Here is a 26,170-nt window from a genome sequence, read left to right on the forward strand (position 1 = left end):
ACCTGCCGTCGGACCAATTCTTGCTTCACATATCGAATCGGAAATTCTTTCCACGAGGTATGGAAGCATGATCAGTGCAATCGATTCCACAACCGGCAGCTACACGGCTTCGGCAATTCGGCGGTCCAGGGGACTGACCCTGAACATAGACGCCGAAGGAAACGGCTCCTTTACTCCGGAGAAGACGGAAGCGGAAAAAGCGCAGGAAGGCATCAACGCCCTTCCCATGCAGCGCACGCTGACCGAAGAGGAAAAGGAGGAGCTCGAGAACTACAAGACCCTCCTGGCCCAGCTCCTGGCCTCGGCGGACAACCCGCCCACGGAAAAGCAGCAACGCGACATCAGGGAGATCGAAAAGAAAATCGAGAATCTCACTGGCGTGAAGATGTCCAAATCCATGTCGCAGACCATGAAAAAGCTGCCAGGAACGGAAAAGGAGGATGAACAGGAAAAGGAAAAGAAGGCCATGCTGCTCTCGGAACCGGAATATCTCCGTCAGATGAGGCTCAACGAGATTGGGCTGCTTGAAGGTTCAAAGGAAAGCGAGGGCGGCAAGATGGCGCAATTTCTCCAGGGCTGGGCTCAGAACAGCTATCTGACCTCTTCCTTGTCCGAAGCATCCGCTACGGACTCGATACTCAAAGACGTCAAGGCTTGATTCATCATAATGGACTTGTGATATAAGATTCGGAGGCAATTTCAAGTGATCAATGGAATCGATTCATCAGGCGAGTCCTCGGCGCCACAGGCTTTCCGCCTGGTCAAGGGTACTGCTCACAATCTGAAGAAAGACGGCTCCGCGTTTCCCGAAGTTGTTCCGCAGGGCGAGGAAACGCAAAAAAACGGAGCGGCTTCACACTCCTCCCAAGGGCTGGGAAACGAAAAAGACTCGGACGAACTGAAGTACCTGAAAATCCGCCTTGAGACTGAAATATCCTCAGCTGACAGCCCTCCAACCGAGCAGCAAAAAGCCAGCATTCGCCAGCTACAGCAAAAAATCTCCAAGATTGGAGGAGTGGCCCAGGCGCATGTCACCTCCCAGAACGTCGACAACATAAAGAAACAAGAAGCCGAGGATGAAAAAGCGGCCGAACAGGAGCAACAATCATCCCAACCGACGGTAAACGGACAATCCCTTGCGGCGTTGAGTACGGAATTGTCGACTCCAGAATTTATTCAAGGACTTGAAGGCTCGGAATCTGGGGGTTTAAACCAATTAAGGCAAAACATTGCCAACAACAGCTACAAGTCCTTTATGCGCCCCAAGCAAATGAACTCAGCCAAAAGCTTCAGAGCCTGAACCGCACAGTTCTTGCCATCTCTCAACAGAAAACCCCGCCGGGCATGCCCGGCGGGGTTTTGTTCATTTGATCCGTTGGTTCGGACTAATGCGCCGACTTGCGGTGCTCGTCCTTGAGAAGCCCGTTGGCCACCGGAGCTATCCCCTCGGTGGGACAAAACAACTTCTCACCGCCGGGGCACAGAAGCGCATGCTCCAGCACCTCGTCCATGGTTTCCACGGGGATGACTTCCAGGTCCTTGAGAATGGCGTTGGGCACATCCTTGAGGTCCTTCTTGTTGTCCGCGGGAATGAGCACGGTCTTGACCAGCCCACGGTGCGCGGCAAGCAGCTTTTCACGCAGGCCGCCGATAGGCAGCACGCGTCCGCGCAGGGTGATCTCACCAGTCATGGCAAGGTCGTTGCGCACGGGCCTGTTCAGGAGTGCCGAGGTGATGGCCGAAGCCAGGGTGATGCCCGCGCTGGGACCATCCTTGGGCGTGGCGCCTTCGGGCACGTGGATGTGGATGTCCACCTGCTGATGGAAATCGGGCTTAAGACCAAACAGATCCGAGCGGGAACGGATGTAGGAAATGGCCGCGCGGGCGGATTCCTGCATGACGTCCCCGAGCTTGCCCGTAATCTGCACCTTGCCCTTGCCGGGCATGAGAGCGACCTCCACCAAAAGCAACTCGCCGCCGAGCTGGGTCCAGGCAAGGCCGGTGCTGACGCCCACCAGGGATTCGGATTCGCGCTCGCCGTGACGGAAACGGGGCACGCCCAGGAAGGTGGACAGGTTCTGCTTGGTCACATGGACCGCCTTGTCCCTGTCGCCCTCTTCCACGATCTTCATGGCCGACTTGCGGCAAATGGAGGCAATCTCGCGCTCCAGACTGCGCACGCCGGCCTCTCTGGTATACTGGCGCACGATGTCGAGAAGCGCATTGTCCGAGAGAATCAGGTTTTCTTCCTTGAGGCCATGCATGTCCAGCTGCTTGGGCTGCAGAAACTGGCGGGCGATCTTGACCTTCTCGTTTTCCAGGTACCCGGGCAGGCGGATGATCTCCATGCGGTCCTGCAAAGGCAGTGGGATGGATTCCAGGGTGTTTGCCGTGGTGATGAAAAATATCTTGGACAGGTCGTAGTCCAGATCCAGATAGTGGTCGGCAAAGGCGTAGTTCTGTTCGGGGTCGAGCACTTCCAGCAACGCCGCGGACGGATCGCCCCGGAAATCGGCGCTCATCTTGTCCACCTCGTCCAGGCACATGACCGGATTGTTGAACTTGCAGCGTTTCAGGGACTGGATGATCTTGCCCGGCAGCGCGCCCACATAGGTGCGGCGATGGCCGCGAATCTCGGCCTCGTCACGAACGCCGCCCAGGGAAAGACGCACGAATTCCCGATCCATGGCCCGGGCAATGGACTTGGCAATAGAGGTCTTGCCCACGCCGGGAGGGCCCACCAGACAGAGGATGGGGCCGCGCAGCTTGTCCACAAGCGATTCCACGGCCATATATTCCAAGATGCGTTCCTTGGGCTTTTCCAGACCGTAGTGGTCCTCGTCGAGCACCTTGCGGGCCTTGTCGATGTCGGTGTCCGTATGCTTGAGAGCTCCCCAGGGAAGGTCCAGGATCCAGTCGATATAGTTACGCACCACGGTATATTCCGCCGAACTGGACGGAGTTTGGCGCATCTTCTTGATCTCTTTTTTGACGCGTTCCTTGTGCTCTTCGGGCATCTCCTTGGCGTCAAGCTGGCTTTCCAACTCGGCGGCCTCAGAGGCGGGATCGTCCTCGCGGCCCATCTCCTTGTTGATGGCCTTCATCTGCTCGTTGAGATAGTACTCGCGCTGATTCTTCTCCATCTGGTCCTTGACCCGGCCCTTGATGCGCTTTTCCACGGAGACGATCTCGATCTCGCCCAGGAGCAGCTCATAGACCTTTTCAAGGCGTTCCAGTGGAGCGAACATCTCCAGGATTTCCTGCTTGCGGTCAAAGTCCACCTTGAGATGCGGCATGACCGAGTCGGCCAGCTGTCCCGCGTCCTTGAGGGAGGACATGGCCAGAATGGCTTCGGGAGCCAGCTTCTTGTTCACCTTGCCGAACTCCTCCAAGGAATCCTGCACGGAACGGATCAGGGCCTGTGCCTCGGGGGAATCCGCCACAGGCTCCTCAAGGGCCACTATCCGGGCGCGGGGATAATCGTCCTCGCCCAGCTCATAACCGGCGCCTTCGGCCCCCTGCTCCCTGCGGGCGCGATACAGACCCTCGAACAACACCTTGATGGTGCCGTCCGGCAGTCGGAGCATCTGCAATATCTTACTGACCGTACCGATCTCATAGAGATCGTCGCCTTCGGGGCGCTCCTTTTCCGGATTCTTCTGGGTGACCAGGAAAATCTTCTTATCATGATCGGCAATGGCGGTCTCGATGGCCTTGATGGAAGCCTCCCGGCCAACAAACAGAGGCGCGATGGACCGGGGGAACATGACCACTTCCCGCAGAGACATCATGGGAAGTTCGATATGATTTGGGGATTCTTTGCCGTCAAAGCTGAAAGTCGGCATGAATATCCTCCCGTTTGGCAGTTAAGGTGCGGCCCGGATCGGGCTGCGCCGGGAATGCTGAATAGTTAATACCGCCCGGTGCGTTGTCAAACCGTCGGAGAAAAAAAGGGCCCGGCATGCGCCGGGCCCGGTAGTATCGACGTTAGGCGCTCTTCACTTCCTGGTGATAGAACAACAAGGGCTCCATGCCCTTTTCCACCACGGCCTTGTTCACGACGCACTCCTTCACGTTTTCCAGGGAAGGAAGCTTGTACATGATGTCAAGCATGATGGTTTCCATCACGTTGCGCAGGCCGCGTGCGCCGGTCTTGCGCTCGATGGCCTTCTTGGCGATGGCGCGCAGCGCGTTGTCGGTGATACGCAGGTTGACCTTGTCCAGCTCGAAGAGCTTCTTGTACTGGCTCACCAGGGCGTTCTTGGGCTCCTGGAGAATGCGCACCAGATCGTCCTCGGTCAGTTCCTCGAGAGCGGTCATGACCGGGATACGGCCCACGAACTCGGGAATGAGACCGAATTTGATCAGGTCGTTGGGCTCGGCTTCCTTGAGAAGGCGGCTGAGCAGCTCTTCCTTCTTGGTTTCCACCTTGGCGGCAAAACCCATGCCCGAGCCCTGCTTGCGCTGCTGCACGATCTGGTCGAGACCGATGAACGCGCCCCCCAGGATGAACAGGATGTTGGAGGTATCCATGCGGATAAATTCCTGCTGGGGGTGCTTGCGCCCGCCCTTGGGCGGAATGTTGGCCTCGGTGCCCTCAATGATCTTGAGCAGGGCCTGCTGCACGCCTTCGCCCGACACGTCGCGGGTGATGGACGGGCTGTCGCCCTTGCGGGCAACCTTGTCGATCTCGTCCACGTAGATGATGCCGCGGCTGGCCGCATCAATGTCGTAGTCGGCGTTCTGCAGGAGCTGCACGAGGATGTTCTCCACGTCCTCGCCCACGTACCCGGCCTCGGTCAGGGTGGTGGCGTCGGCAATGGCAAAGGGCACCTTGAGCACCCTGGCCAGGGTCTGCGCCAGCAGGGTCTTGCCCGAACCGGTGGGGCCGACGAGCAGGATGTTGCTCTTGTCGATCTCCACGTCATCCGGGCCCTGGTTGGCCTGGGAATAGAAAATGCGCTTGTAGTGGTTGTACACGGCCACGGAAAGAATCTTCTTGGGATGCTCCTGTCCGATGACGTATTCATCCAGGAGCGCCTTGATCTCCTCGGGCGGCAGCAGGCGTCCGTCCTCGAACTCCTCGTTGACGGTCTCCTGCGCCATGATGTCGTTGCACAACCCCACGCATTCATCGCAGATGTAGACATCCGGCCCTGCAATGAGGCGTTGGACTTCGGCCTGCTTCTTTCCGCAGAAAGAGCAACTCAGCTCGGAAGTCGCGTTGCTTTCTTTCGTCATTGTCTTCTAATCCTTGGCCGCACCCGCGATATCGCTGCGGGAGGCCATAACTTTGTCGATCACTCCGTACTCCACGGCTTCCTCGGAAGACATGAAGAAGTCGCGATCAGTGTCCTTCTCTATCTTGCTTACCTTCTGGCCCGTATGTTTGACCAGTATATTATTCAGCTCCTGCCGCTGGCGCAGGATTTCCTGGGCCTGGATGTTGATATCCGAGGCCTGGCCCTGGGCGCCGCCCGCAGGCTGGTGAATCATGATGCGGCTGTGCGGCAGTGCGTAACGCATGCCGGCCTCGCCCGCCGAAAGCAGCAGCGCTCCCATGCTGGCGGCCTGGCCGAGGCACAGGGTGGCCACCGGCGCGGAAATATACTGCATGGTGTCGTAGATGGCCATCCCGGCGGTGACAACGCCACCCGGCGAGTTGATGTACATGTATATTTCCTTTTCCGGGTCCTCGGACTCCAGGAAAAGCAGCTGCGCGCAGATCAGGCTCGAAACGTGATCGTCAATGGCGCTGCCGAGCAGGATGATCCTGTCCTTGAGAAGCCGTGAATAAATATCGTAAGCACGTTCCGTGCGCCCTGTCGTCTCAATGACCATAGGGATGGCGGTCATCCGAATCTCCTTGACATCTTTACGTGGTTAATCGGTCGGAATCGTCCAGAACCTTAGCGAGCTCACAGGAAAACCGACGTTGACATGAAGACGAGAAACCGCTTTGCGGCTTAGCCTTAGTATGGAGCATTTCCCCAGCCATAACAAGGGAAACTTACTCAGCAAAAAGGTATAAATCCTCAATCCCGGCAGTCAAGGAACAAAAGAAAAAAAGGTAGCCCGGCAGAGCCGGGCTACCCGATATTCGCTTCCAGCAAAACCGAAGGATCTATTTCTCTTCAGCCTTTTTGGCAGTCTTCTTGGCCGGAGCCTTTTTTGCGGGAGCCTTCTTGGCCGCAGGCTTCTTTTCCTCGTCTGTCTTGGCGGCAGCCTTCTTGGCCGGGGCCTTCTTGGCGGGAGCCTTTTTCTTGGCAGGCTTCTTTTCGCCCTCTTCCCCTGCTTCGACTTCCGAGATCTCGGCGTTTTCCCAGACCAGTTCCATGGCCTTGTCGGACATGATGCGGTCCTTGAGCGGCATGATCAGACCGTTGTCCTCATAGTACTTCTTGAGTTCGTGCAGAGGCATCTTGGACTGCATGGCCAGGCGGCCCAGGAAGGCGTCGATCTCCTGCGGAGTGACTTCAATACCCTCTTCCTTGGCAATGGCCAGAAGCAGGATTTCGCTCTTCACGGTTTCCTTGGCCTCGGGCAGGAACTCTTCGCGAACCTGCTCCTCGGTGCGGCCGGTGGCGGCAAAGCTCTTGCCCTGACGGTCCAGCTTGTATTCCAGGTCACGCACCAGACGCTCTGCGCGGTCGGCAACCATGGATTCGGGCAGCGGGAAGTCCACGCTGTCCAGCAGGTCCTTGAGCATGGCCTTCTGGGCATTGGACTTGTTCAGTTCTTCGCGGGAGTGCATGTAGGAATCGCGAATGACCTGGCGCATCTGTTCCACGGACTCGAAGCCGCCGGCCTTCTTGGCCACATCGTCGGTGAGTTCGGGAATGACGCGTTCCTTGATGGCATGCAGCTTGACCTTCATGGTCACGGTCTGCCCGGCCAATTCGGTATTGATGAAATCTTCGGGGAAAGTGATGTCCTTTTCACCGTCTTCGCCGGTCTTGAGGGTCTTGACCACTTCCTCGAATTCGGGGAGGGACTGACCTTCGCCCAGGACCAGGTCGAAGTTCTCGGCCTTAAGGCCCTCGACGGGGTTGCCGTCCTTGAAGGTGGCGAAGCTCACGGATGCAATCTCGCCGTCCTTGGGTTCGCGGACATCTTCGATGACCTTCACCTCGGCGGCATTCTGGAGCATACGCTGTTCCACTTCGGCCAGTTCTTCGTCCTTGACCACGGCCTTTTCCTTTTCCACGGCCAGGCCCTTGTACTTGGGCAGCTTGAATTCCGGGGCCACTTCAAAGGAAATGGAGTAATTGAAATCTTCGCCCTTGACGATTTCCTTGGCATCAACGTCGATGCGGGAAAGCGGGGTTGCGCCCATCTCGCCCATGATCTGGTTGATCTGGAGGTTGACGAGGTCGGTGGTGGCCTCGTTGTAGATCTGGGAGTGGTACTGGGCCTCGATCATGCTCGCCGGGGCCTTGCCAGGACGGAATCCCTTGATGCTGGTGCGCATCTTGTACATTGCGATAGTGGCGGAAACAGCTGCGGTCGCCTCTTCGGCGGGAACCGTGACAACCACCTTCTTCATTACCGGGGAAACATCTTCGACTTTGTATTCCATAGCTAACCTATCCTCCTGAAACGCCAAACAGACGTTGAATTTCCACGCTCTGGGCTCTACTGAAATTTATGGTGCGGGCGGAGGGACTCGAACCCCCAAGCCGAGAGGCACCAGATCCTAAATCTGGCGCGTTTACCAATTCCGCCACGCCCGCAAAAGAAGTGCTTATTAAGCAAGCATTTCAACAGCTGTCAACCTTTTCCGGCGTCCCCACCGGAATGGCGTCAGCAAACGGTCCTGTTTTCCGAACAATCGATCAGGGCGCAAAGCCTGGTCATGAGGTCGGAACAATCCTCGGCCAGCAGCCGGACAAGAGGCTCCCTGCCGGGGCCGCCCTTGTCGCAGACCGCACGAACCGCTTCCGGTGCGGGGTGATTCTTCATGGCCTCATAGACCAGCCACTCCTCCCATACGCCGTCCTTATTGGTAATATACGGAGGACGATTCCCCTCATCCCCCCAGGCAACGACCACCCCGGCCCGCTCCAGGGCCTCCAGCATGCCTTCGCCCTGACGCAGGTTGATCATGCAGGAAACCCGGGGATTGACCCTTCGTGCGGCCACAAGTCCCTTGCCCACCTGCACGGACGCGCCGAACTGCGGATATCCGGCAATGGAAACGTCGCCGGAACGGGTGCTGATAATCCCGCCGGTAAAGGCGGCCACGTCCTGCTCGCTGTTCGCAAAGGGCGCGGCAATGGCCAGGTTCATGCGCACCTCGGGAACCAGGGTGCTGAAACCGGACATGGCCGCAAGACGGCGTCCGGCCCTGTCCAGGCGCTGCAGTACCCCCTTCTTGGCCTTTTCCTGAATCATGGGGGCCAGATGATTGGGCGGCCCGCTTCCGGCCCCGAGATCGAACCCGGCCCTGAGCGCCAGATTCAGATAGCCCTGTGCCTGCCGAACGGCATGAACGACATCCAGCCCGTGGGCCAGACCGGTTGCGATGGCGGCGGACAGGGTACAGCCGGTTCCATGGCTGTTTTTCGTATCCACCCGCTGCTGGATGAGCGGAATGGGCTTGTAGCCCTCCTGCGCAAGCCAGTCCGTGGAGGTGACCGACTCCATGTGCCCGCCCTTGATGAGCACGGCCTTGGGCCCCAGTTTGAGCAGCTTTTCCGCGGCGACGGCTACGTCGTCCTGGGTGGCGATCCGCATTTCCGCAAAGAGCTCCGCCTCGGGAATGTTCGGAGTCAGCAGGTCCGCATGGGGAAAAACATGGTCCACCATGGCCTGCACGGCATCGTCCTTGAGCAGCTTAGCCCCGCTGGTGGCAACGCTGACCGGGTCCACCACCAGGGGGAAATCCTTGTCCTCGAGAAATGGAGCCACGGCCTTGATGATAGAAGCGGAAAAAAGCATGCCGGTCTTGGCGGCATGAACCTTTATATCGTCCACAACCGCCTTCATCTGCAAGGACACGAACTTGGGGGACGGAGCGTGGATGGCGGAGACCCCCTGCGTGTTCTGGGCGGTCAGGGCGGTGATGACACTGGCCCCGTAGGCCCCGAGCATGGTGATGGTCTTGAGGTCGGCCTGAATGCCGGCGCCGCCGCCGGAGTCGGACCCCGCTATGGTCAGGACGCAGGGCAATGCTTCCATGGACAGCTCCCTTTCGGAGATACAGATATTTCGCAAAACAGAAAACGGACAAACCCAAAGGCCTGTCATCCGCAATCAGGACGATGAAAGAAGATAGTGGAATTGGCCGCTGGCGGCAAGGGGATCAGCTGCAGGACAGCTTCACGTAATCGTCGATGGAAACGCCGCTCCACGACTTGCTGGTCCAATAGGCGGTGGCCCAGATCATGAGGGCCGTGGCCTGAAGGTCGGTCAGCCTGCGCAGCTTCACCTCAAGATTGCTCTTGCTGGCCCCGTGCTTGATATGCACGCTCTTTTCCTCGCAGGCCTCTTCGACCCGCAGCAGCAGGTAGGCCTGCTTGGACTGGTTGGGTAGAAGCTTCACTTCCTTGTGGGATTCCAGCAAGGTCTTGAGTTCGGCCACGGAAAAATCGGAGGAAACACTGCGGATAGACTTGAAAAAGACATCAACAGCCCAGGGCAGAATAAATTCCGCACCAGCACTCTTGGTTTTGAAATATTCTTTCAGCCACTTCTCGTGGTCGTCAGTAATCCGCGCAGCAACCTGAGGCATAATCCGTTCCTCCCTCCGTATGGGATGGGGTAGACCACCGGGTACTAATAACAGGACTCATATAGTCCAAAACACATCATTGATCAAGATTTTTTCTAGAGTTTACTTAAACCACAAAAAAAAGACTACCCGCCGAAAACGGTGCGTACCTGCCTGAAAAGACTGAGCAGAAGCGTATCGGGTGCGTCATTGCCATCAATATTCAAACGCGCGATCTCGGTAACGGTATTACCGCTGGGCGTAACGGTCTTGCGGGTGACGAGAATCACGTCCTGGCTCGCCCCCCGGGCCGTATCCGTGGTCTTGACCACAAACACCCAGTTGACGCCTTTTTTCTGCCACCGGGCGTCCACAACACGGGTCGGCGAGGCGCTCCGCTCGATGAGCCGCACAAAATCGCGCAACGAAAAATGCTTCTTCCCCCCGCCCTGCACGCCGAGAAATTCGCCATTGGAACGAATGACCAGCGGACGGCCCAGATACTCTTCACTCGGGAAATCGATACGCCCGTCCTGCGCCCCCCTGCCCGTAACCAGACGTTCCAGCCTGCGGTTGGACTCCCGAAGCTCGCGCATGCCGGATTCAAGCTCCTGAATGCGCTTTCCGTATTGTTTTTCCAGCACCCCATGTTCACTACGCAAACCGGCGACCTCGTCTCGCAGGGAACGAACCTCACTCCGGAACAAGGTCTGGTCATCCAGGGCGTCGGAAATCCGGGCAAGCACCTCATCCAGCTTGGCCGAAGAAGTAGATGAAGTTATGTTGTTCATTTGTTGATCATTGCGATCATTTTCTAATAACATACCAAATTTCAATGCTAATTCATTTTCAATCTGTTCAACTGACCAGTTATTCCCGAACATTTCCCGTATCCTCCTGAAAATTTCCAACGCCTCGATGGGATAGCGCCTGCGACGCCCTCCCCCACCGGAAGAAGGGATGTATCTTGAAAACTTGTCCTTATAATACACGACGGTAGATGGGGGGATGTCCAACCTCCGTCCCACTTCCCGTAAGCTGATGTATTGAGCCTTCTCCATAACCACGCCATCGTTTAATTGTTCATCTACTGATCAAAATACACATACACAAAGTGATGTCAACACATATTTGATCAATCCTGATCAATAAATTGATCAAAAAAAGCGCGGGAACAAAATCCCGCGCCTCGCAGCCAAAACATGACGCCAGCCTATTCCTTTACCAATTCTTCCTTGAGCTGAAGCAACTGGGCGCGGATGGCCTGCAGCCGTTCCATCTGCCCGGGATCATCGATCATCCTGGCCAGCAGCACGGACTGCATCTCCATTTCAGAGACCAAACTGTACTTCAGGTGTCCGGGGACCGCCTCAAGCTTGCCCACCTTGGCGTCCAATGTCGTCACATCCTGCCGCAGCCCGCGCAGGGAACTGAGTTCCTCGGTTACCCCGGCCAAGTTCCGGTTGATGCCGAAGAAAAAAATCACCAGCAGTACAACGGACAACAACGAGACGATAACCGCGACCTTGCTCATGTCCCGGCCCGTATTCCTGCGGGTGGACGCTTCGGTGGGGCTTTCCTCCTGCCCTTTCACCGGGTTGAGTACGTGGAGATTACTCTTTTCAGTATTCATATTCGCTCCATTGAAAAATTGAACACGGTGCAAACTACTTCACGGCCAGCGAGGAATCAAGCCTGAATAAAGACACGCTGCACTTGTGCATATTCAAGTACAAAACGGGCAGAATACTCTAACATCACCCAACATTTCATCTCCATTCCACCCCACACTATTGAACACGTGTTATAACTTCACTCTTTCACATGGGTGACTCTTTTTTTGACTGGACCAGGACATGACGTTTTGCTATAGAATCATATGAATTTGTCTTTTTAACTGCGGATTAAATTTCATACTTTTATTCATAAGGAGTCCTGTAATGGAAGAGTACTTGAAACAAGCTCTGGAAATCGTCAAGGCACAGGCAAGCGTCAGGACCATGACTGAAGAGGAAATCACCTCCATGGTCCAGAAACTCGCCACCGGCATTCAGTCCATCGCCGAAGGCGGTTCCGTGGAAACAGAAGAAAGCATCGCCTGCGACCCCCAGAAATCCATCCGGGAAAAATCCATCATCTGTTGCGTCTGCGGAAAATCCTTCAAGATCCTGACCAAGAAACACCTTGCAAGCCATGACCTGACCCCTGCGGAATACCGCGAAAAGTTCGGCTACAAAAAGAACTGCCCCCTGGTCTGTAAGTCCCTGCAGCGTGAACGCCGCAAGAAGATGAAAGAAATGAAGCTGTGGACCAAGAGAAAGGCCACAAAGAAAAAGTAAATAAGATAAACAGACTTGCAAAAGGGCCTGTCGAGAATCGACAGGCCCTTTTTTTGATCTTCAATAAACGAGAATCACTGTATGCCCATGCGCTTGAGCTTTTCGCGAAGCGTCTTCCTGTTGATGCCCAGGATATCCGCCGCCCGACTTTTGTTGTTACCCACCATACTCAGCACATTCAGAATGTGTTCATGCTCCACCTCGGCCAGGGTGCGGTCCAGAACCCCTTCCCGTGGCAGGCTGAAACGCATGGCCTCCGGCAAATCCGTTATTTCCACCCGGTCATGATCCAGGATGACCACCAACCGCTGGACCAGGTTTTCCAGCTCGCGGATGTTCCCGGGCCAGGAATACCGCCGCAGGGCCTGGACGGCATCGTCGCTGATGTCCGGCGCGGGCCGCTGCATGGCCTTGGAGAACTTGAACAGGAAATGGCTGATGAGTTCCAGGAGATCGTCCCCGCGCGCAGCAAGGGACGGCAGCGGGATGTCCAGGACATGAATGCGGTAATAGAGGTCCTCACGAAAGGTCCCGTCCCGCACCATCTGCTTGAGGTCCTTGTGGGTGGCCGCAAGGATGCGCGTATCCACCATATGCACCTGGCTCGACCCAACCTTGCAGAACTCCTTGGACTGGATGACCCGCAGCAGCTTGGCCTGCATGTTGGGGCTGGCGTCCCCGATCTCGTCCAGAAAGATTGAACCGCCATTGGCGATCTCGAAAAAGCCGGCGCGGGACTCCTTGGCCCCGGTAAAGGCGCCCTTCACATGGCCGAAAAGCTCGCTTTCCACCAGGCTGTCCGGGATGGCCGTGCAGTTCACCGGCACGAACGGCGCGGCGCGGCGGTCGCTGTTGTAGTGCACGGCGCGGGCCACCAGTTCCTTGCCTGTCCCGGATTCCCCGGAAATAAGCACGTTGGCGTCCGAGGCAGCGGCCTTGCTGATACGCCGGTAGACCTGCCCCATTTCCGGGGACGACCCGATGATGCCGAACTTGCCCGCCGGCGTATCCGGACTGCCCAGGACCTTTCGCTGCGCACTGCGCTCCAGCCCGCGCTCCACGGCCGAAAGAAGCTCCTCCGTGGTAAAGGGCTTGGGCAGGTATTCCCCGGCCCCGTCCTTGATGGCGGTCACCGCCCCGGAGATGGACGGATATCCCGTGATCATCATTATTTCCGTTTCGCGGTGATTCTCGCGCACGTGTTTGATGAGATCCAAGCCCGTGGCCTGGGGCATGCGGTAGTCGGTTATGACCAGATCGAAATCGATTTCCCCCAGCAGGGGCAGCGCCTCGGCCACCTGCATGCAGGTGAAGACGTCGTAGCCGTTGGCCTCAAGATTGCGCTTGAGCACCTCCAGGGTGCTCTTGCTGTCGTCTACCACAAGAATTCGGGTGTGCTCGCTCATTCTTCAATGTTCTCGCTGTTCTTTTGGCAGGGGAAGGCCACCTCCACGCGGGTGCCCTGCCCCGGATCGCTGTGCACCTGTATGAACCCGCCATGGGCGTCCACGATACCATGGACCACGGACAGGCCCAAGCCCGTTCCCTTGTCCACGTCCTTGGTGGAAAAAAACGGTGTGAAAATCTGCTTGAGCTGCTCGGGAGGTATTCCCGGCCCGGTATCCTCCACCAGGATATAGGCGTCGTCCTTGTGGTTGACGGTACGGATCGTCAGCGTCCCGCCCTGCTCCATGGCCTGGATCGCGTTGGCAACCAGATTGACCACCACCTGCTTGATATGCTGCGGGTCGGCGTTCACCTCGGGCAGGCTCAGATCGAAGTCCCGCACCACCTCAATTCCGTACCGCTTGGCGTTGGCCTCGGTGATGCGCAGGGCCTGCTCAATGATCTCGTTGAGATCCGTGGGCACAAACTGAGGCGGCAGCTGACGGCTGAAAAACATGAGCTTGCGGATCACCTCCCGGGCGTGCAGCGACGAATCCACTATGTTTCCCAGATCGGCCGTGACCTGCTCGGGCAGGCCCTTGGTCTGCAGGGCCAGCTGGGCAAACCCCAGGATGTTTGCCAGGGGTTCGTTGATCTCATGGGCCACGCCCGCCGAGAACTGGCCGATCTTTGCCAGCCGGTCGGCCTGGCGAAGCTGCTGTTCCAGCTTCTCCTTGGCGAGCCGGGTCTCCCGCTTGGATACGATGACGGCCACCTGCTGCGCCGCCGTGGCCAGCAGATTGTGCTCGTCTTCCAGAAATACCTTTTTGCGGAATCCCCTCTTTCGCCCGGTCACGGCGATCTTCAGAGTGCCGCGCCGCTTGTCCCCGATCACGATCGGCTCTTCCAGACAGAATTCCGAGGGTTCGTAATCCGGGGTCTGCCATGCATCGTTATCCACGATAAGGGAGACATGGGTCCTGCCGGGCCGCTGAAATCCCGAAGGCAGCAGGTTGACGATACGGCGCAGGATGTCGTCCAGTTCCTGCCGGGAATCGCTGATGAGCATGCTGATGTCGAACAGGCACTTGAGTTCCTTGTTGCGCTCCATCAGGGTGAAACGCTCACGCAAAAGCCCCTTCTGCCGCAGCATATGCTCGGTGACGTCCTTGCCCACGCAGAGTATGCTGACCACCTCGTCGCTGGTGTCGGTAAGCGCCTTGAGATTCCAGTCGATGTAGACCTTGTTTCCGCCCCGGGCCCGGATGGATCCGGAAAGGGAGGACACCCCCTGTTCCCCGGCCATTGAAAGCACCTGGCTCCGAGCATCCTCACGGCGCTCCTCGTCGATGAAGGTCTCGAACCAATCCTCCCCGGCCAGTTCGCGCAGGGAATAGCCGGTCAGGGTTTCCAGCAGGGTGTTGCCGTGGATGATGCTGCCGTCCAGGTCCAGGGTGACCACGATGCCGTGGCTCAGACGCATGACAGTGTCGTAATAATCCTGAAGATTCATGGTTCTGACCTCATTTGCAACCAATAGAGCGAAACCTGCGGCGAGTAAACCGTTTCCGGAGGGGAACGGCGTTCAACGCCGTCTTCCCCTCCGGCGGGGCGGGGCGCGGCCCGCCTGTCTGACCAGGGGAGCGCGCCCCCGTATAGAGGGGCCTTGTGCTGGGGATCAATGGCTCAATCGCAGCCCCCATCCTTCGAATACGAACATGATGGCAAAGCCGTACCAGAGCGTATAGACCACATAGAAAATCAGGGAAAAGATGACCATGCCGATCTCATCCGCAATATTCACGGGCTCGATCTCGTAATAGTTGTAGGACATCTCCACGCCCTTGGCCTGCACCGTGGAGGTCAGCTTGGCGGCCTGGAACTCGCCCTGCTTCTTCAGGGCCTTGTCCATGAGCTTCAAGCTGGTCCACCAGTTGAACATCGCCCGGCGCGGTTCCACGTCGTACTTCCCGGTGATGGCGGCTCCCTTGTTGTGGTACATGAGATCCGCATCGGCCAGGGCCGCGTCAAGCATGCCGCCAAGCGAACCGTTCACCCGCAGGATCTGGCCCTGTCGCTCCGCCGCGACTCCGGCTTCCCTGAACAAGGCCTCGGACTGGGTGGCCTCGATCTCGGTATTGTAGGTCAGGGCCAGGCTGTATTCCTTGTCGCCCATGGTCTGAACATCGGAACGGATGCCCGGGATGTAGTAGACCGAGCCCTTGGAGATGGTGTTGTACAGGTGGTCCAGGTAGGCCATGGAGTTCTTGCCGTCGAGCAAGGGCTGGAACATGGCGAACAGAACCACGAAGAACAGGATGAGCAGCGCAAGGCCGCCGCCGAATTCCTTCTTGTTGGCAATCATTTTAGTGCGCCTCCTCTGTCTTCAATGCGGAGATGTTTTTCAGGAAGGTGCCGACGACCCAGACCGAGAATCCGCCGATGACGACGAAGAAGGCCCAGATGCCGATGTTGTTGAGCACCGACCCCATGGCGGGCGATATGGGCAGGATGTCCATTTCCCCGAGCTTGCCCGGCAGGGCGAAGATACGGTTCATGAACCCGGCCAGCACGGCCATGGCGTAGAAACCGCGAATGGTGGTGCCCGGCACAACCTTGGTCACCAGCGCGCCGATCTGGATGCCCAGCAAGGATCCCACCAGCATGCCCATGGCCAGGGTATAGAAGATGAACCCATAGATGGCGTACTGGCTGATGGACGCAAAACCGGCCGTGAACACGATCTGGAAAATGTCGGTACCCACGGTGGTCATGGAGGAGACACCCAGGACGTACACGAAGATGGGGAAGGTCAGGAAGCCGCCCCCGACGCCCATGATGCCTGCGGCAAGGCCGACCAGTGCGCCGGAGAGCACCAGAAAGACCCAGGAGATGTTCCGGCCGCCCGGGATCAGGTCCTTGTCGAAGTTGATCATGGGAGGAATGCTGACGGCCTGGAGCGACCGCGCCAAACCGCCCAGATCGGCCCCTTCGCTCTTGCCGCCGTGGGCGCAGCCGGAATTGCCTGCCCTGCGGCAGCGCAGGAAGTCGGAAAGGGCGTAGAAGCCCAGGAAGCCGAGCATGAACGAATAGACCGTGGTGATGAAGGCGTCGCTGAGCACCGGGTTGATCTCATACAGAACACGGTTGATGACCCCGCCGGCGGTGGCGCCGAGAATGGCCCCCACCAGGAAAACCACGGCCAGGGACACGGACACGTTGCCCAGCTTGCGGTGGATGACACTGCCCATGATCGCCTTGGCGAAGATGTGGAACAGGTCGGTGCCCACAGCCAGGATACCCTTGATGCCGGCGCTCATGAGCGCCGGGGCGATGATGAATCCGCCGCCCGCGCCGATACACCCGGTGATCAGCCCGGCTCCGACGCCGATGGCGATGGAAACCAGGAAAATCCCCACACTGTAGAAAGCCGGGCTATAGGCCTTCTTGCCTCCCAGCAGGTCCGGCAGCACCGGGGCCACTTCATCGGCAAAGGCGATCCCCCCCAACACAACCGGAATAAGCAGGAGGCCGATCAGCATCAACCGCTTTCGGCTGCCCAGAATGCTCCTGGCATTATCGATTTCCCACTGGGCAAGCGCACCGGCTCCCGCCATCATGAACTTTCCCCATCTGTTGAAAAAACTCATGTCTTCCTCACTCCGTAGTTTCGGCCCGGCTTCTCCCGTGGCCCTTGTTTCCATTGTTTGCCGCCGCCCGTATGGCCTCTTCCAGCTCGTCCACCGCCGAGGGCTTCACCAGGTAGCGAAACGCTCCCATGCCCAGACAGGCGATAACGATGTTCGGATCCACATGGGCCGTCAGCATGACGACCCCTATGTGCGGGTACAGCCGCCTGATTTCCCCAAGTGTGTTGACCCCGTCCTTTGCCGGCATCTTGATGTCCAGCAGGACCACATCCATGTCCACGCTTCCGAGAACATCCAGCGCCTCCGCGGCGCAGGAAGCCCTGGTCACGTCCAGGCCGCGCCGGGACAGGCGCTTGGCGAGCGGAGCCGTGAAATCAACCTCGTCGTCAACCAGCAGAACCCTGATTGCATCCATGATTCCTGTCCTCCCCCTGCTCACCCGCAGGGCCTCATTTCCCGGCCTTCCGAAATCCACGGGTCGCCAATCGGGCCAACACCTTGAAAATCCTCAGCACCTCCAAACCATCCTACCTTCGAGCGTCGCCCCTGCGGGAACTTGCCGCCCGAGCCTCTGCCGCCCAGCCCTAAGGCCTGCTGCATGCGATCCCGTGGACCCGTTCCGCGACTGCCTTTCCCTCCTGCTCACGCTTGAGGGAAACGGCCCCCCGGATCCTGTCGGTCAGTTCCTCAAGATCACACGGCTTCAAAAGATAATCGTATGCCCCGGCCTGCATCCCTTCGATGGCGGACTCCACGGTGCCGTGCCCCGTGAGCATAACCACCTCCACTAGGGGATGGTCCCGCCGGATGTCCTTGAGCACGCTCAGGCCGTCCCGGCCCGGCATCTTCATGTCCAGCACCACCACGTCCACGTCGGCCTGCCTGGCAAGAAGGTCCATGGCGGCATAGCCGTCAAAGGCCTTGTGCACACGCATGCCCCGCCGGGAAAGGCGCTTGGCCATGGCTTCCACGAACCCGATTTCATCGTCCACGAACAAAATGACCGCATCAGTCATGCACTACCTCCTTGGTCTGTTCCACGTGCTGCGGCTGCTGAACGAACGGCAGCCGAATGGTGAACCGGGCCCCGTTGCCCACCGAACTCTCCACATCGATTTCTCCACCCATGCGATGGATGATTCCAAAGCAGATGGACAGGCCCAGACCGCTACCCTTTCCCACGGGCTTGGTCGTAAAAAACGGATCGAAAATGCGGCCCAGGTTGGCGGCGGGGATCCCGGGTCCGGTATCCTGCACCACCACGACCGCCCATGGCCCGTCCCCGCCGCAGGACAACGTCAGGACGCCACCCTCGGCTTCCATGGCCTGAATGGAATTATTGATCAGGTTGAGAAACACCTGCTGCAGCTCGGACAGGGCCGCCCGGACAGGCGGCAGCTCGGGGGGAAGGTCCAGGTCGAAGGAAACCTTGGCGAACCGGGCCTGCTGCATGGAAAGATTGACCACCTCCCCGATAAGGGACGAAAGAGAAACATTGCTGACGCTCGGATCGGTCTGGCGCGCAAAGCTGAGCAACTTGTGGGTGATATCCCGGCAACGGCCGCCCTGAACCCGAACCTGATTCAGCGCCCGCCGCACCTCGTCGCTACAGGAAAAATCCTTGCGCTCGTCCTCGAGCAGGTCGCCCACCCATCCGGCCTCCTCGATCATGATGGCCACTGGATTGTTGATCTCGTGGGCAATGCCCGCAGCCAATTCGCCAATGGAGGCCAGCTTTCCCGTCTCCACCATCTGTCGGTTCATCAGCTCGGTTTCGTTGTCGATAAGCCTGAACCGGGCCACGAGCTTTCTGGAAATGATCACCGCCATGGCCACGATCCCGAACCCGCCGAGAAGAAAGATGGCCAGGGTAAAGAGTTCGCTCCGGATCATGGCCGAAAAGGCGTCATTCCACTTCTGCTGATAGACCAGCTTCCAATCCCCGCCCTTGAGCGGAGAGGATACCTTTATGTAGATCTCCCCGTCGCTGCCCTCGGAACGGTTCACGGAGACATCCCCTCCGCCGGAGCTCTGGGGCAGGATAGCCTTTACCGGGGTAAGCACGAATTCGCCGCTGCGGCCCACGGGTGTCTTGGTCTGGAACACGCCCTCCCTATTCAGTATGTAGGCGTAGCCCGTCTCGCCGATGCGGATGTTCTCCACAAGGTTGCTGAAGGACAGGAAATCGATGGTGGCGCGCAGCGTCCACGGCCTGCCGTCTGTAAAATTGTTGATGGCGATGATAAAATGGGGAGAACGACGGAGCCCCAGAAACACGTCGCTGATGGCCGAAACCTTGTCGCGGGAATCCAGATACCAGTCGGCCTGGGAATAATCGGCCCCCAGCAGATCGAAAGGCCCGGCGTAGGCCACCTGGCGGCCGAATTCGTCGATCACGCCCAGGTCGACGAAGATGCGGCCATACTGCTGCTGCATGCCGCGCAGGGTCTTGTCCAGAAATTCCGGGTCCGTAAGCTGCCCGTAACTGTAGGCCTTGTTCAGATACTGGACCTCATAGAGCTTTTCCCTCAGGAAGGTATCGATGGTCTCCTTGTGCTTGTCCACCACCTCCACCAGATGGGCATAGACCTTTTCGCGGTAGATGGAGCTGAACTGATTGAAAATCAAACCACCCACGAGAATGAGGGGCGCAAAAGAGACCGTGATCACGGCCAGGGCAATATTGCGCGAGAGCTTGTCGTAGGAAAGCTTGTTTCGATCCTGCATGTTCCTCTTCCTTCCTGAGCGGGCCAGGTCTCGAAACAGCCCGCCCGCATATCGAACAACCTCCATTGAGCAAGGCGTATGCCATGCACTACGCAGGGTTCTCGACGAAAAGAAAAACACGCGATCGTATAATATACTGATAAAATTACATATTAATGAAAAACGTCCTAAGGCGGATAATGGATGGGTGGTCGAGAAAAAACGAAATACGACATGCCTTGGGCGTAAATTTGATACTTTTTGTACCACTGATACAAAACGCCCCTCCAGAGCATCCCCCTCGTGAGGGGCCATGCGCCCCAAAATAACCGGCCACCCTAAACCAAAGTGGTGCGTATTGCCCCACTTCATTCCCGACATCGCCACACTAGACCCGGGCACCGGGGCAAAAATAATCAATCACGAATTCCGATACCCCCTATCGGCCCTGCCTTAGCAACGTGAAATGCCTCTGCTTTTCCAAAAGCTTTTCCGCTGGAATAATTGATCAAAACAGTGCTATATCATTGTATGCTGAGACCTGAATTCTAGGAAACCACAGAGAGGACCCTATGACCACCAAACAGTACATTGAACTTGAAGATCGTTTTGGCGCCAAGAACTACAAGCCCCTCGACGTCGTCATCAACAAGGGCGACGGCATCTGGGTCTGGGACGTGGAAGGCAACAAATACATGGACTGCCTGTCCGCCTATTCCGCCGTGAACCAGGGCCACTGCCACCCGCGTATCAAGAAGGCCATGATCCAGCAGGCCGAAAAGCTGACCCTGACGTCCCGAGCCTTCCGCAACGACCAGCTCGGGCCGTTTTATGAAGAAATATGCGCCATGACCAACTCCCACATGGTTCTGCCCATGAACAGCGGCGCAGAGGCCGTGGAAACGGTCATCAAGGCCGTGCGCAAGTGGGGATACAACACCAAGAACATCCCTGACGGAAAGGCGGAAATCATCGTCTGCAACAACAACTTCCACGGCCGCACCATCACCATCGTGGGATTTTCCACGGAAGAGGCCTACAAGGAGGGATTCGGCCCCTTCACCCCGGGCTTCAAGGCCGTGCCCTTCGGGGATGCCGACGCCATGGAAAGGGCTTTCTCGCCCAACACCGTGGCCGTCATGATCGAGCCCATCCAGGGAGAAGGCGGCGTGATCATTCCCCCGGACGGCTACCTGAAGCGGGTTCGCGAACTATGCGACAAGAACAACGCAGTCATGGTGCTCGACGAAATCCAGACCGGCCTGGGACGTACCGGCAGGCTCTTCGCCGAGGAATACGACGGCATCGAGGCGGACGTGACCCTGGTGGGCAAGGCCCTGTCCGGCGGTTTCTACCCCATCTCGGCCGTGCTCTCCAACGCGGAAGTGCTGGGCGTGTTCATGCCCGGCGAACACGGTTCCACCTTTGGCGGCAACCCCCTGGCCTGCGCCGTGGCCCGCGAGGCCCTCAAGGTGCTCAAGGAAGAGGATCTCATCAACAAGGCCGCCGAACTGGGCGAGTACTTCATGGGCGAGCTCAAGAAGATCGAAAGCCCGCACATCAAGGAAGTACGCGGTCGAGGCCTGCTCATCGGCGTGGAACTCAAAAAGGAAGCCGGAGGCGCGCGCAGATTCTGCGAGGCGCTCATGAACCGTGGCCTGCTCTGCAAGGAAACCCACGAACACGTCATCCGCTTTGCACCGCCCCTGGTCATAAAAAAAGACGACATCGACTGGGCCCTTGCCCATATCGATGCCGTCCTAAAAATGGATTAGGCAAACAAAAGGGCCTGACACACAGTCAGGCCCTTTTTCATTGCTTCAATACATGGTCACCCCGAACAAATCCAACACCGTTTCGATGGGATTGAAGTAGATGGAATCAATCCTGATGTCGCCCGCAAACAACAATCCCATGGGGTGCTTGTCCGTCGTCCGTATGCCCAGGGAGCCCGAATCCCCCACTCCCGCCTTGATATGAACCAAGACCTGGTTAGCAAACATCCTTCCCCCCACGTCCACACGCAGATGCAATGAGACGACCCACCCTTCGGTGCGGTCCGTTGTACGACCGACCTTGAAGATGGGATCAAACACCTTGATGTCCGCTTCGGGGACAATCGCCTTTTCATAGAACCGCTGCTCCGCGATCTCAATCTCGTCATCCACCTCAGCAATGGCCGCATCCACGAGGTTGTCCTTGGTCGTGCTCAAGGCGATGCACTCCTTCAGGGTTCCGATCTCATCCCCGGTTCCCCCGTCCTGCACTGCGGGCTGGGTCACCTTGGTCTGGTCCACGGGGAACAGGTCGTTGGCGGCGAGCACATGGTTGTTGCTCAATACGAAACGACGCTCGTCCTTTGTGACAAACGACCCCAGCGTGCCCATGCAGTGCGCGTCCTTGTATACTCCGCCCCCGCTGTAACCGGCGAGCAGCGGACGTTGTTTACTCGTCCGGGCAAGCAACTGTGCTTCCCCCACTTCCAGCACATCCACACTGAATCCATGGAACACCTTGGGGATGGACTCGCCATCCTTGAGTGCATCCGGAGCAATCTTGCTTTTCACCAATACATGCAGGCACGTTTCCTCCTGGGGCATCCCATCCCGAAACCTGGGGCCAACGCCGACCCCGACGACATTGGGATAATTTTCTTTCAGCTCCTCGTGCATGTCCGGCAACTTTTCCCGGATCTTTTTCCCCTCGCGGGCGTCGAACTCGAATTTCCCGGCTTTCGACAAATCCCTGATCTTTTTCATGGCAGCCTCCTGTTGGCCTTTGGGGCCGCGTCATTGCGGCTGCCATCTGCATAGCGGGAACAAGACGCACGGCGTCAGTGCCACTTTGTTTGCCATAACTATCGCAAAGGGATAAAAAAAGACCTGATTCCATAAAGGAAATCAGGTCTCGTCTCCGCATCACAGATTATATGGAGGGATCATGAGATATCCGACCAGGCTCAGGGCCACCCTGCTTCTGACAGTCGTTCTCATTTTATTCTGCGCACTGTCCGTAACGGCGAGTGCACCATTTCACGGGAACAGGAAATCGCGAATCTTCCACCAGTCCTCCTGCCGGTACTACAATTGCAAAAACTGCGTTGTTGTTTTTGAAACGCGCAGCGACGCAATCGCCGCAGGCTTCAGGCCGTGCAAGATATGCAGACCCTAACCCGCCTCATCGCCTGCCCTCGTTTCACCCAGCGTACCCTGCATGATCTTTTCGATGGTTTCCTCTATCCTCTTCCAGCCCTTTTCCGACTGCAGATCCACCCCGCCCAGGGAATGATGCACGCGGGAACGCACGGCGATGTAATTGACGGCCCCGGCCATGATCAGGACCAGCGCGGTCAAATCGATATCTTCGGGTGGATCCTGGCGCATGTTTTCAAAAAACTGCAGGGCGGTACGAACACGAACGCCTTCGAGCACCTCCGAGTACTGATTACGCTCCACCTCTTCCCAGGCCAATATCCGGAGCGTCTGCGGACGATTGCGAAGCGCAGCCAGGTATCGTTTGAAAAATTCAGCCATGATTTCATGTGCAGGCATATCCTGCAATTCTTCCAGGTCGTTCCCGATAAGCTCTTCAGCCGACGGCCAAAAGCGATCGGAATTGCCAAATTCAGCAACCAGGCGTTTGAGTCCACCGAAACTCTTGAAGATATCCTTGCGCAGAACACCGGCCTCACGCGCGACACAGTCCGCGTCCAGGGCCTCAAACCCCTTCTTTGCCAACACTCGTCCCACCGCATCCAGCATCCTCGCCCGTCTGCGGTAGCCTACGTCTATGGGAATGACATTGGGCACAAGCTTCAAGTCAGGCATACACAATACCTCGTATACACAAGGTAAGCACAATCAGCCGAAGAGAAAACCGATCCCTGCCAATAATAATGGATATAAAACAAAAAGCCCCTTGGAGGGGGCTTTTCGTGGCCTTCGATGAGGCCGGGGGAATTTTGGATAAAAAAAAGCCTTGGCAGCGACCTACTTTCCCACAATTTAGATTGCAGTATCATCGGCGATGAGGTGCTTAACTTCCGAGTTCGGAATGGGATCGGGTGTACCCACCTCTCCTTGGCCACCAAGGCAAAATATATAGTCAATAGGGAAGAGAGAGAATTCCGTGTGGTATTAAATAAGCCGCACGATCTATTAGTACTGGTTCGCTGAACATATTGCTATGCTTACACGTCCAGCCTATCAACCTCGTAGTCTGCGAGGGATCTTCAGGGACCGTAGTCCAGGGAGAACTTATCTCGAAGATGGCTTCCCGCTTAGATGCCTTCAGCGGTTATCCATGCCGAACATAGCTACTCTGCAGTGCCGCTGGCGCGACAACAGAAACACCAGAGGTTCGTCCACCCCGGTCCTCTCGTACTAGGGGCAGCCCTTCTTCAATTCTCCTACGCCCACAGAGGATAGGGACCAAACTGTCTCACGACGTTTTAAACCCAGCTCGCGTACCACTTTAAACGGCGAACAGCCGTACCCTTGGGACCTGCTCCAGCCCCAGGATGTGATGAGCCGACATCGAGGTGCCAAACAGCGTCGTCGATGTGAACTCTTGGACGCTATCAGCCTGTTATCCCCGGCGTACCTTTTATCCTATGAGCGATGGCCCTTCCATTCGGAACCACCGGATCACTAAGACCAACTTTCGTTCCTGCTCGAGATGTCTCTCTCACAGTCAAGCTCCCTTATGCCTTTGCACTCAACGGCTGGTTTCCAATCAGCCTGAGGGAACCTTTGCAAGCCTCCGTTACTCTTTGGGAGGCGACCGCCCCAGTCAAACTACCCACCAGACACTGTCTCCGCGCCGGATAACGGCTGCGGATTAGATACCTAAGATATCAAGGGTGGTATTTCAAGGGTGACTCCACGACCACTGGCGTGGCCGCTTCAAAGTCTCCCACCTATCCTACACATGATAACCCAAATACCAATGTCAAGCTGTAGTAAAGGTGCACAGGGTCTTTCCGTCCTTCTGCGGGTACCCGGCATTTTCACCGGGACTTCAATTTCACTGAGTCTCTGGTTGAGACAGTGGGGAGATCGTTACGCCATTCGTGCAGGTCGGAACTTACCCGACAAGGAATTTCGCTACCTTAGGACCGTTATAGTTACGGCCGCCGTTTACCGGGGCTTCGATTCGGAGCTTCGCCGAAGCTAACACCTCCTCTTAACCTTCCGGCACCGGGCAGGCGTCAGTCCCTATACATCGTCTTACGACTTAGCAGAGACCTATGTTTTTAGTAAACAGTCGCCCCCCCCGATTCTCTTCGGCTCCAAACAGCTCACAAAGTGAATCTGATCACCATTTGGAGCACCCCTTCTCGCGAACTTACGGGGTCATTTTGCCGAGTTCCTTAACCAGAGTTCTCTCAAGCGCCTTGGTCTGCTCGACCCGACCACCTGTGTTGGTTTGCGGTACGGTTTGCACAAGCTAAACTTAGAAGCTTTTCTAGGCAGCATGGAATCAACGACTTCTGTCGATTATGACACGGCATCGCGTCTCGGCCTTAAAGAAGAGCGGATTTGCCTACTCCTCAAGCCTACTCGCTTGCACCGGGATATCCAACACCCGGATCGTCTATCCTCCTGCGTCCCTCCATCGCACACTTGTACAAGTACAGGAATATTAACCTGTTTCCCATCGACTACGCTTTTCAGCCTCGCCTTAGGGGCCGACTAACCCTGGGAAGATTAACTTTACCCAGGAAACCTTGGTCTTACGGCGAACGAGTTTCTCACTCGTTTTATCGTTACTCATGCCAGCATATTCACTTCTCATTAGTCCAGCATACCTCACGGTACACCTTCATCCCATCTGAGAACGCTCCCCTACCGCTCGCACATAAGTGCGAACCCGAAGCTTCGGTACAATGCTTAGCCCCGTTACATTTTCGGCGCAGAATCGCTAGGCCAGTGAGCTATTACGCTTTCTTTAAAGGATGGCTGCTTCTAAGCCAACCTCCTGGATGTATCAGCAACTCCACCACCTTTCCCACTTAGCATTGATTTAGAGACCTTAGCTGTCGATCTGGGCTGTTTCCCTCTCGGCCACGGGCCTTCGCACCCGCAGCCTGACTCCCGGGAAGCATCTTACGGCATTCGGAGTTTGATAGGGGTTGGTAACCTGGTGAGGCCCCTAGCCCTGTCAGTGCTCTACCTCCGTAAGACTCATTCCCGAGGCTATACCTCAATATATTTCGGGGAGAACCAGCTATCACCGGGTTTGATTGGCCTTTCACCCCTATCCACAAGTCATCCAAATCGTTTTCAACCGATACTGGTTCGGCCCTCCACTTGATTTTACTCAAGCTTCAGCCTGCTCATGGATAGATCACCCGGCTTCGGGTCTACTCCGCACTA

Annotated in this window: 22 protein-coding genes, 1 tRNA gene and 2 rRNA genes (1 of these 25 only partly in view); 5 read left to right on the forward strand and 20 right to left on the reverse strand. The window is 57.1% G+C overall.

The window, feature by feature from the left end; translation table 11 throughout:
* Nucleotides 1–67 precede the first annotated feature (67 nt).
* Both FGL65_RS13170 and FGL65_RS13175 read left to right on the forward strand, forming a co-directional pair.
* Nucleotides 68–658: a hypothetical protein gene (locus FGL65_RS13170; RefSeq protein WP_147821639.1), complete on the forward strand. Its 591-nt coding sequence runs from the start codon at nucleotides 68–70 to the stop codon at nucleotides 656–658.
* Nucleotides 659–703: 45 nt separating this feature from the next.
* Nucleotides 704–1,300 (forward strand): hypothetical protein, encoded by a 597-nt coding sequence (locus FGL65_RS13175; protein ID WP_147821641.1) that lies wholly within the window; start codon nucleotides 704–706, stop codon nucleotides 1,298–1,300.
* 85 nt (nucleotides 1,301–1,385) lie between these two features.
* On the opposite strand, the gene lon is transcribed toward FGL65_RS13175, so the two are convergent.
* The 9 genes from lon to FGL65_RS13220 form a co-directional block, all read right to left on the reverse strand.
* Nucleotides 1,386–3,845: an endopeptidase La gene (gene lon, locus FGL65_RS13180; RefSeq protein WP_147821643.1), complete on the reverse strand. Its 2,460-nt coding sequence runs from the start codon at nucleotides 3,843–3,845 to the stop codon at nucleotides 1,386–1,388.
* 142 nt (nucleotides 3,846–3,987) lie between these two features.
* Nucleotides 3,988–5,241 (reverse strand): ATP-dependent Clp protease ATP-binding subunit ClpX, encoded by a 1,254-nt coding sequence (clpX, locus tag FGL65_RS13185; RefSeq protein ID WP_147821645.1) that lies wholly within the window; start codon nucleotides 5,239–5,241, stop codon nucleotides 3,988–3,990.
* A gap of 6 nt (nucleotides 5,242–5,247) precedes the next feature.
* On the reverse strand, nucleotides 5,248–5,856 hold the full coding sequence (clpP, locus tag FGL65_RS13190) for an ATP-dependent Clp endopeptidase proteolytic subunit ClpP (protein ID WP_147821647.1): 609 nt from the start codon (nucleotides 5,854–5,856) through the stop codon (nucleotides 5,248–5,250).
* 268 nt (nucleotides 5,857–6,124) lie between these two features.
* Nucleotides 6,125–7,579 carry a trigger factor gene (tig, locus tag FGL65_RS13195; RefSeq protein WP_147821649.1) on the reverse strand — a complete coding sequence of 485 codons (1,455 nt, stop codon included), beginning with the start codon at nucleotides 7,577–7,579 and terminating at the stop codon, nucleotides 6,125–6,127.
* Nucleotides 7,580–7,648: 69 nt separating this feature from the next.
* A tRNA-Leu gene (locus FGL65_RS13200) sits at nucleotides 7,649–7,733 on the reverse strand.
* A 70-nt stretch (nucleotides 7,734–7,803) separates the two neighbouring features.
* Entirely contained in the window at nucleotides 7,804–9,180 is a 1,377-nt protein-coding gene (thiD, locus tag FGL65_RS13205; RefSeq protein ID WP_147821651.1) for a bifunctional hydroxymethylpyrimidine kinase/phosphomethylpyrimidine kinase, read from the reverse strand.
* 124 nt (nucleotides 9,181–9,304) lie between these two features.
* Nucleotides 9,305–9,733, reverse strand: coding sequence for a hypothetical protein (locus FGL65_RS13210; protein ID WP_147821653.1), 429 nt, complete (start codon nucleotides 9,731–9,733; stop codon nucleotides 9,305–9,307).
* Nucleotides 9,734–9,858: 125 nt separating this feature from the next.
* The gene (locus FGL65_RS13215) at nucleotides 9,859–10,773 is read right to left on the reverse strand and encodes a MerR family transcriptional regulator (protein WP_147821655.1); all 915 of its coding nucleotides are present in this window, start codon (nucleotides 10,771–10,773) and stop codon (nucleotides 9,859–9,861) included.
* Between the two features lie 152 nt (nucleotides 10,774–10,925).
* Nucleotides 10,926–11,345, reverse strand: coding sequence for a hypothetical protein (locus FGL65_RS13220; RefSeq protein ID WP_147821657.1), 420 nt, complete (start codon nucleotides 11,343–11,345; stop codon nucleotides 10,926–10,928).
* A 307-nt stretch (nucleotides 11,346–11,652) separates the two neighbouring features.
* On the opposite strand from FGL65_RS13220, the gene FGL65_RS13225 reads away from it, so the two are divergent.
* Complete coding sequence (locus FGL65_RS13225) at nucleotides 11,653–12,051, forward strand: Ros/MucR family transcriptional regulator (protein ID WP_147821659.1); 399 nt, start codon at nucleotides 11,653–11,655, stop codon at nucleotides 12,049–12,051.
* Between the two features lie 74 nt (nucleotides 12,052–12,125).
* Here FGL65_RS13225 and FGL65_RS13230 read toward each other — a convergent pair whose 3' ends face one another.
* The 7 genes from FGL65_RS13230 to FGL65_RS13260 all read right to left on the reverse strand — a co-directional run bounded on the left by FGL65_RS13230 (nucleotide 12,126) and on the right by FGL65_RS13260 (nucleotide 19,814).
* A complete protein-coding gene (locus FGL65_RS13230) occupies nucleotides 12,126–13,457 on the reverse strand; it encodes a sigma-54-dependent transcriptional regulator (RefSeq protein WP_147821661.1) in 1,332 nt (443 codons plus the stop codon).
* Nucleotides 13,454–14,950 carry a PAS domain-containing sensor histidine kinase gene (locus FGL65_RS13235; RefSeq protein ID WP_147821663.1) on the reverse strand — a complete coding sequence of 499 codons (1,497 nt, stop codon included), beginning with the start codon at nucleotides 14,948–14,950 and terminating at the stop codon, nucleotides 13,454–13,456. The genes FGL65_RS13230 and FGL65_RS13235 overlap by 4 nt, the downstream gene beginning before the upstream one ends.
* A 165-nt stretch (nucleotides 14,951–15,115) precedes the next feature.
* Nucleotides 15,116–15,802: a hypothetical protein gene (locus FGL65_RS13240; RefSeq protein ID WP_147821666.1), complete on the reverse strand. Its 687-nt coding sequence runs from the start codon at nucleotides 15,800–15,802 to the stop codon at nucleotides 15,116–15,118.
* 1 nt (nucleotide 15,803) lies between these two features.
* Nucleotides 15,804–17,087: a sulfite exporter TauE/SafE family protein gene (locus FGL65_RS13245; RefSeq protein WP_147821668.1), complete on the reverse strand. Its 1,284-nt coding sequence runs from the start codon at nucleotides 17,085–17,087 to the stop codon at nucleotides 15,804–15,806.
* 7 nt (nucleotides 17,088–17,094) lie between these two features.
* Nucleotides 17,095–17,502, reverse strand: coding sequence for a response regulator (locus tag FGL65_RS13250; protein WP_147821670.1), 408 nt, complete (start codon nucleotides 17,500–17,502; stop codon nucleotides 17,095–17,097).
* 169 nt (nucleotides 17,503–17,671) lie between these two features.
* On the reverse strand, nucleotides 17,672–18,103 hold the full coding sequence (locus FGL65_RS13255; RefSeq protein WP_147821673.1) for a response regulator: 432 nt from the start codon (nucleotides 18,101–18,103) through the stop codon (nucleotides 17,672–17,674).
* A complete protein-coding gene (locus FGL65_RS13260) occupies nucleotides 18,096–19,814 on the reverse strand; it encodes a sensor histidine kinase (RefSeq protein WP_147821675.1) in 1,719 nt (572 codons plus the stop codon). Before FGL65_RS13260 ends, FGL65_RS13255 begins: the two co-directional genes overlap by 8 nt.
* Before the next feature lie 551 nt (nucleotides 19,815–20,365).
* On the opposite strand from FGL65_RS13260, the gene rocD reads away from it, so the two are divergent.
* Nucleotides 20,366–21,568: an ornithine--oxo-acid transaminase gene (gene rocD / locus FGL65_RS13265; protein ID WP_147821677.1), complete on the forward strand. Its 1,203-nt coding sequence runs from the start codon at nucleotides 20,366–20,368 to the stop codon at nucleotides 21,566–21,568.
* Between the two features lie 45 nt (nucleotides 21,569–21,613).
* On the opposite strand, the gene FGL65_RS13270 is transcribed toward rocD, so the two are convergent.
* Entirely contained in the window at nucleotides 21,614–22,552 is a 939-nt protein-coding gene (locus FGL65_RS13270; protein WP_147821680.1) for a hypothetical protein, read from the reverse strand.
* Between the two features lie 181 nt (nucleotides 22,553–22,733).
* Here FGL65_RS13270 and FGL65_RS13275 point away from each other — a divergent pair, with 181 nt between their 5' ends.
* Nucleotides 22,734–22,964, forward strand: a complete 231-nt coding sequence (locus FGL65_RS13275; protein WP_147821682.1) for an Ada metal-binding domain-containing protein — start codon at nucleotides 22,734–22,736, stop codon at nucleotides 22,962–22,964.
* Here FGL65_RS13275 and FGL65_RS13280 read toward each other — a convergent pair.
* The 3 genes from FGL65_RS13280 to FGL65_RS13290 form a co-directional block, all read right to left on the reverse strand.
* Nucleotides 22,961–23,620 (reverse strand): TetR/AcrR family transcriptional regulator, encoded by a 660-nt coding sequence (locus FGL65_RS13280; RefSeq protein ID WP_147821685.1) that lies wholly within the window; start codon nucleotides 23,618–23,620, stop codon nucleotides 22,961–22,963. The two genes, FGL65_RS13275 and FGL65_RS13280, sit on opposite strands and share 4 nt — an antisense overlap.
* 149 nt (nucleotides 23,621–23,769) lie before the next feature.
* A 5S ribosomal RNA gene (rrf, locus tag FGL65_RS13285) occupies nucleotides 23,770–23,884 on the reverse strand.
* A 45-nt stretch (nucleotides 23,885–23,929) separates the two neighbouring features.
* Nucleotides 23,930–26,170: ribosomal RNA gene (locus FGL65_RS13290) — 23S ribosomal RNA — on the reverse strand (it continues 698 nt past the right edge of the window).

Source organism: Salidesulfovibrio onnuriiensis, from assembly GCF_008001235.1.
GTDB lineage: Bacteria > Desulfobacterota > Desulfovibrionia > Desulfovibrionales > Desulfovibrionaceae > Pseudodesulfovibrio > Pseudodesulfovibrio onnuriiensis.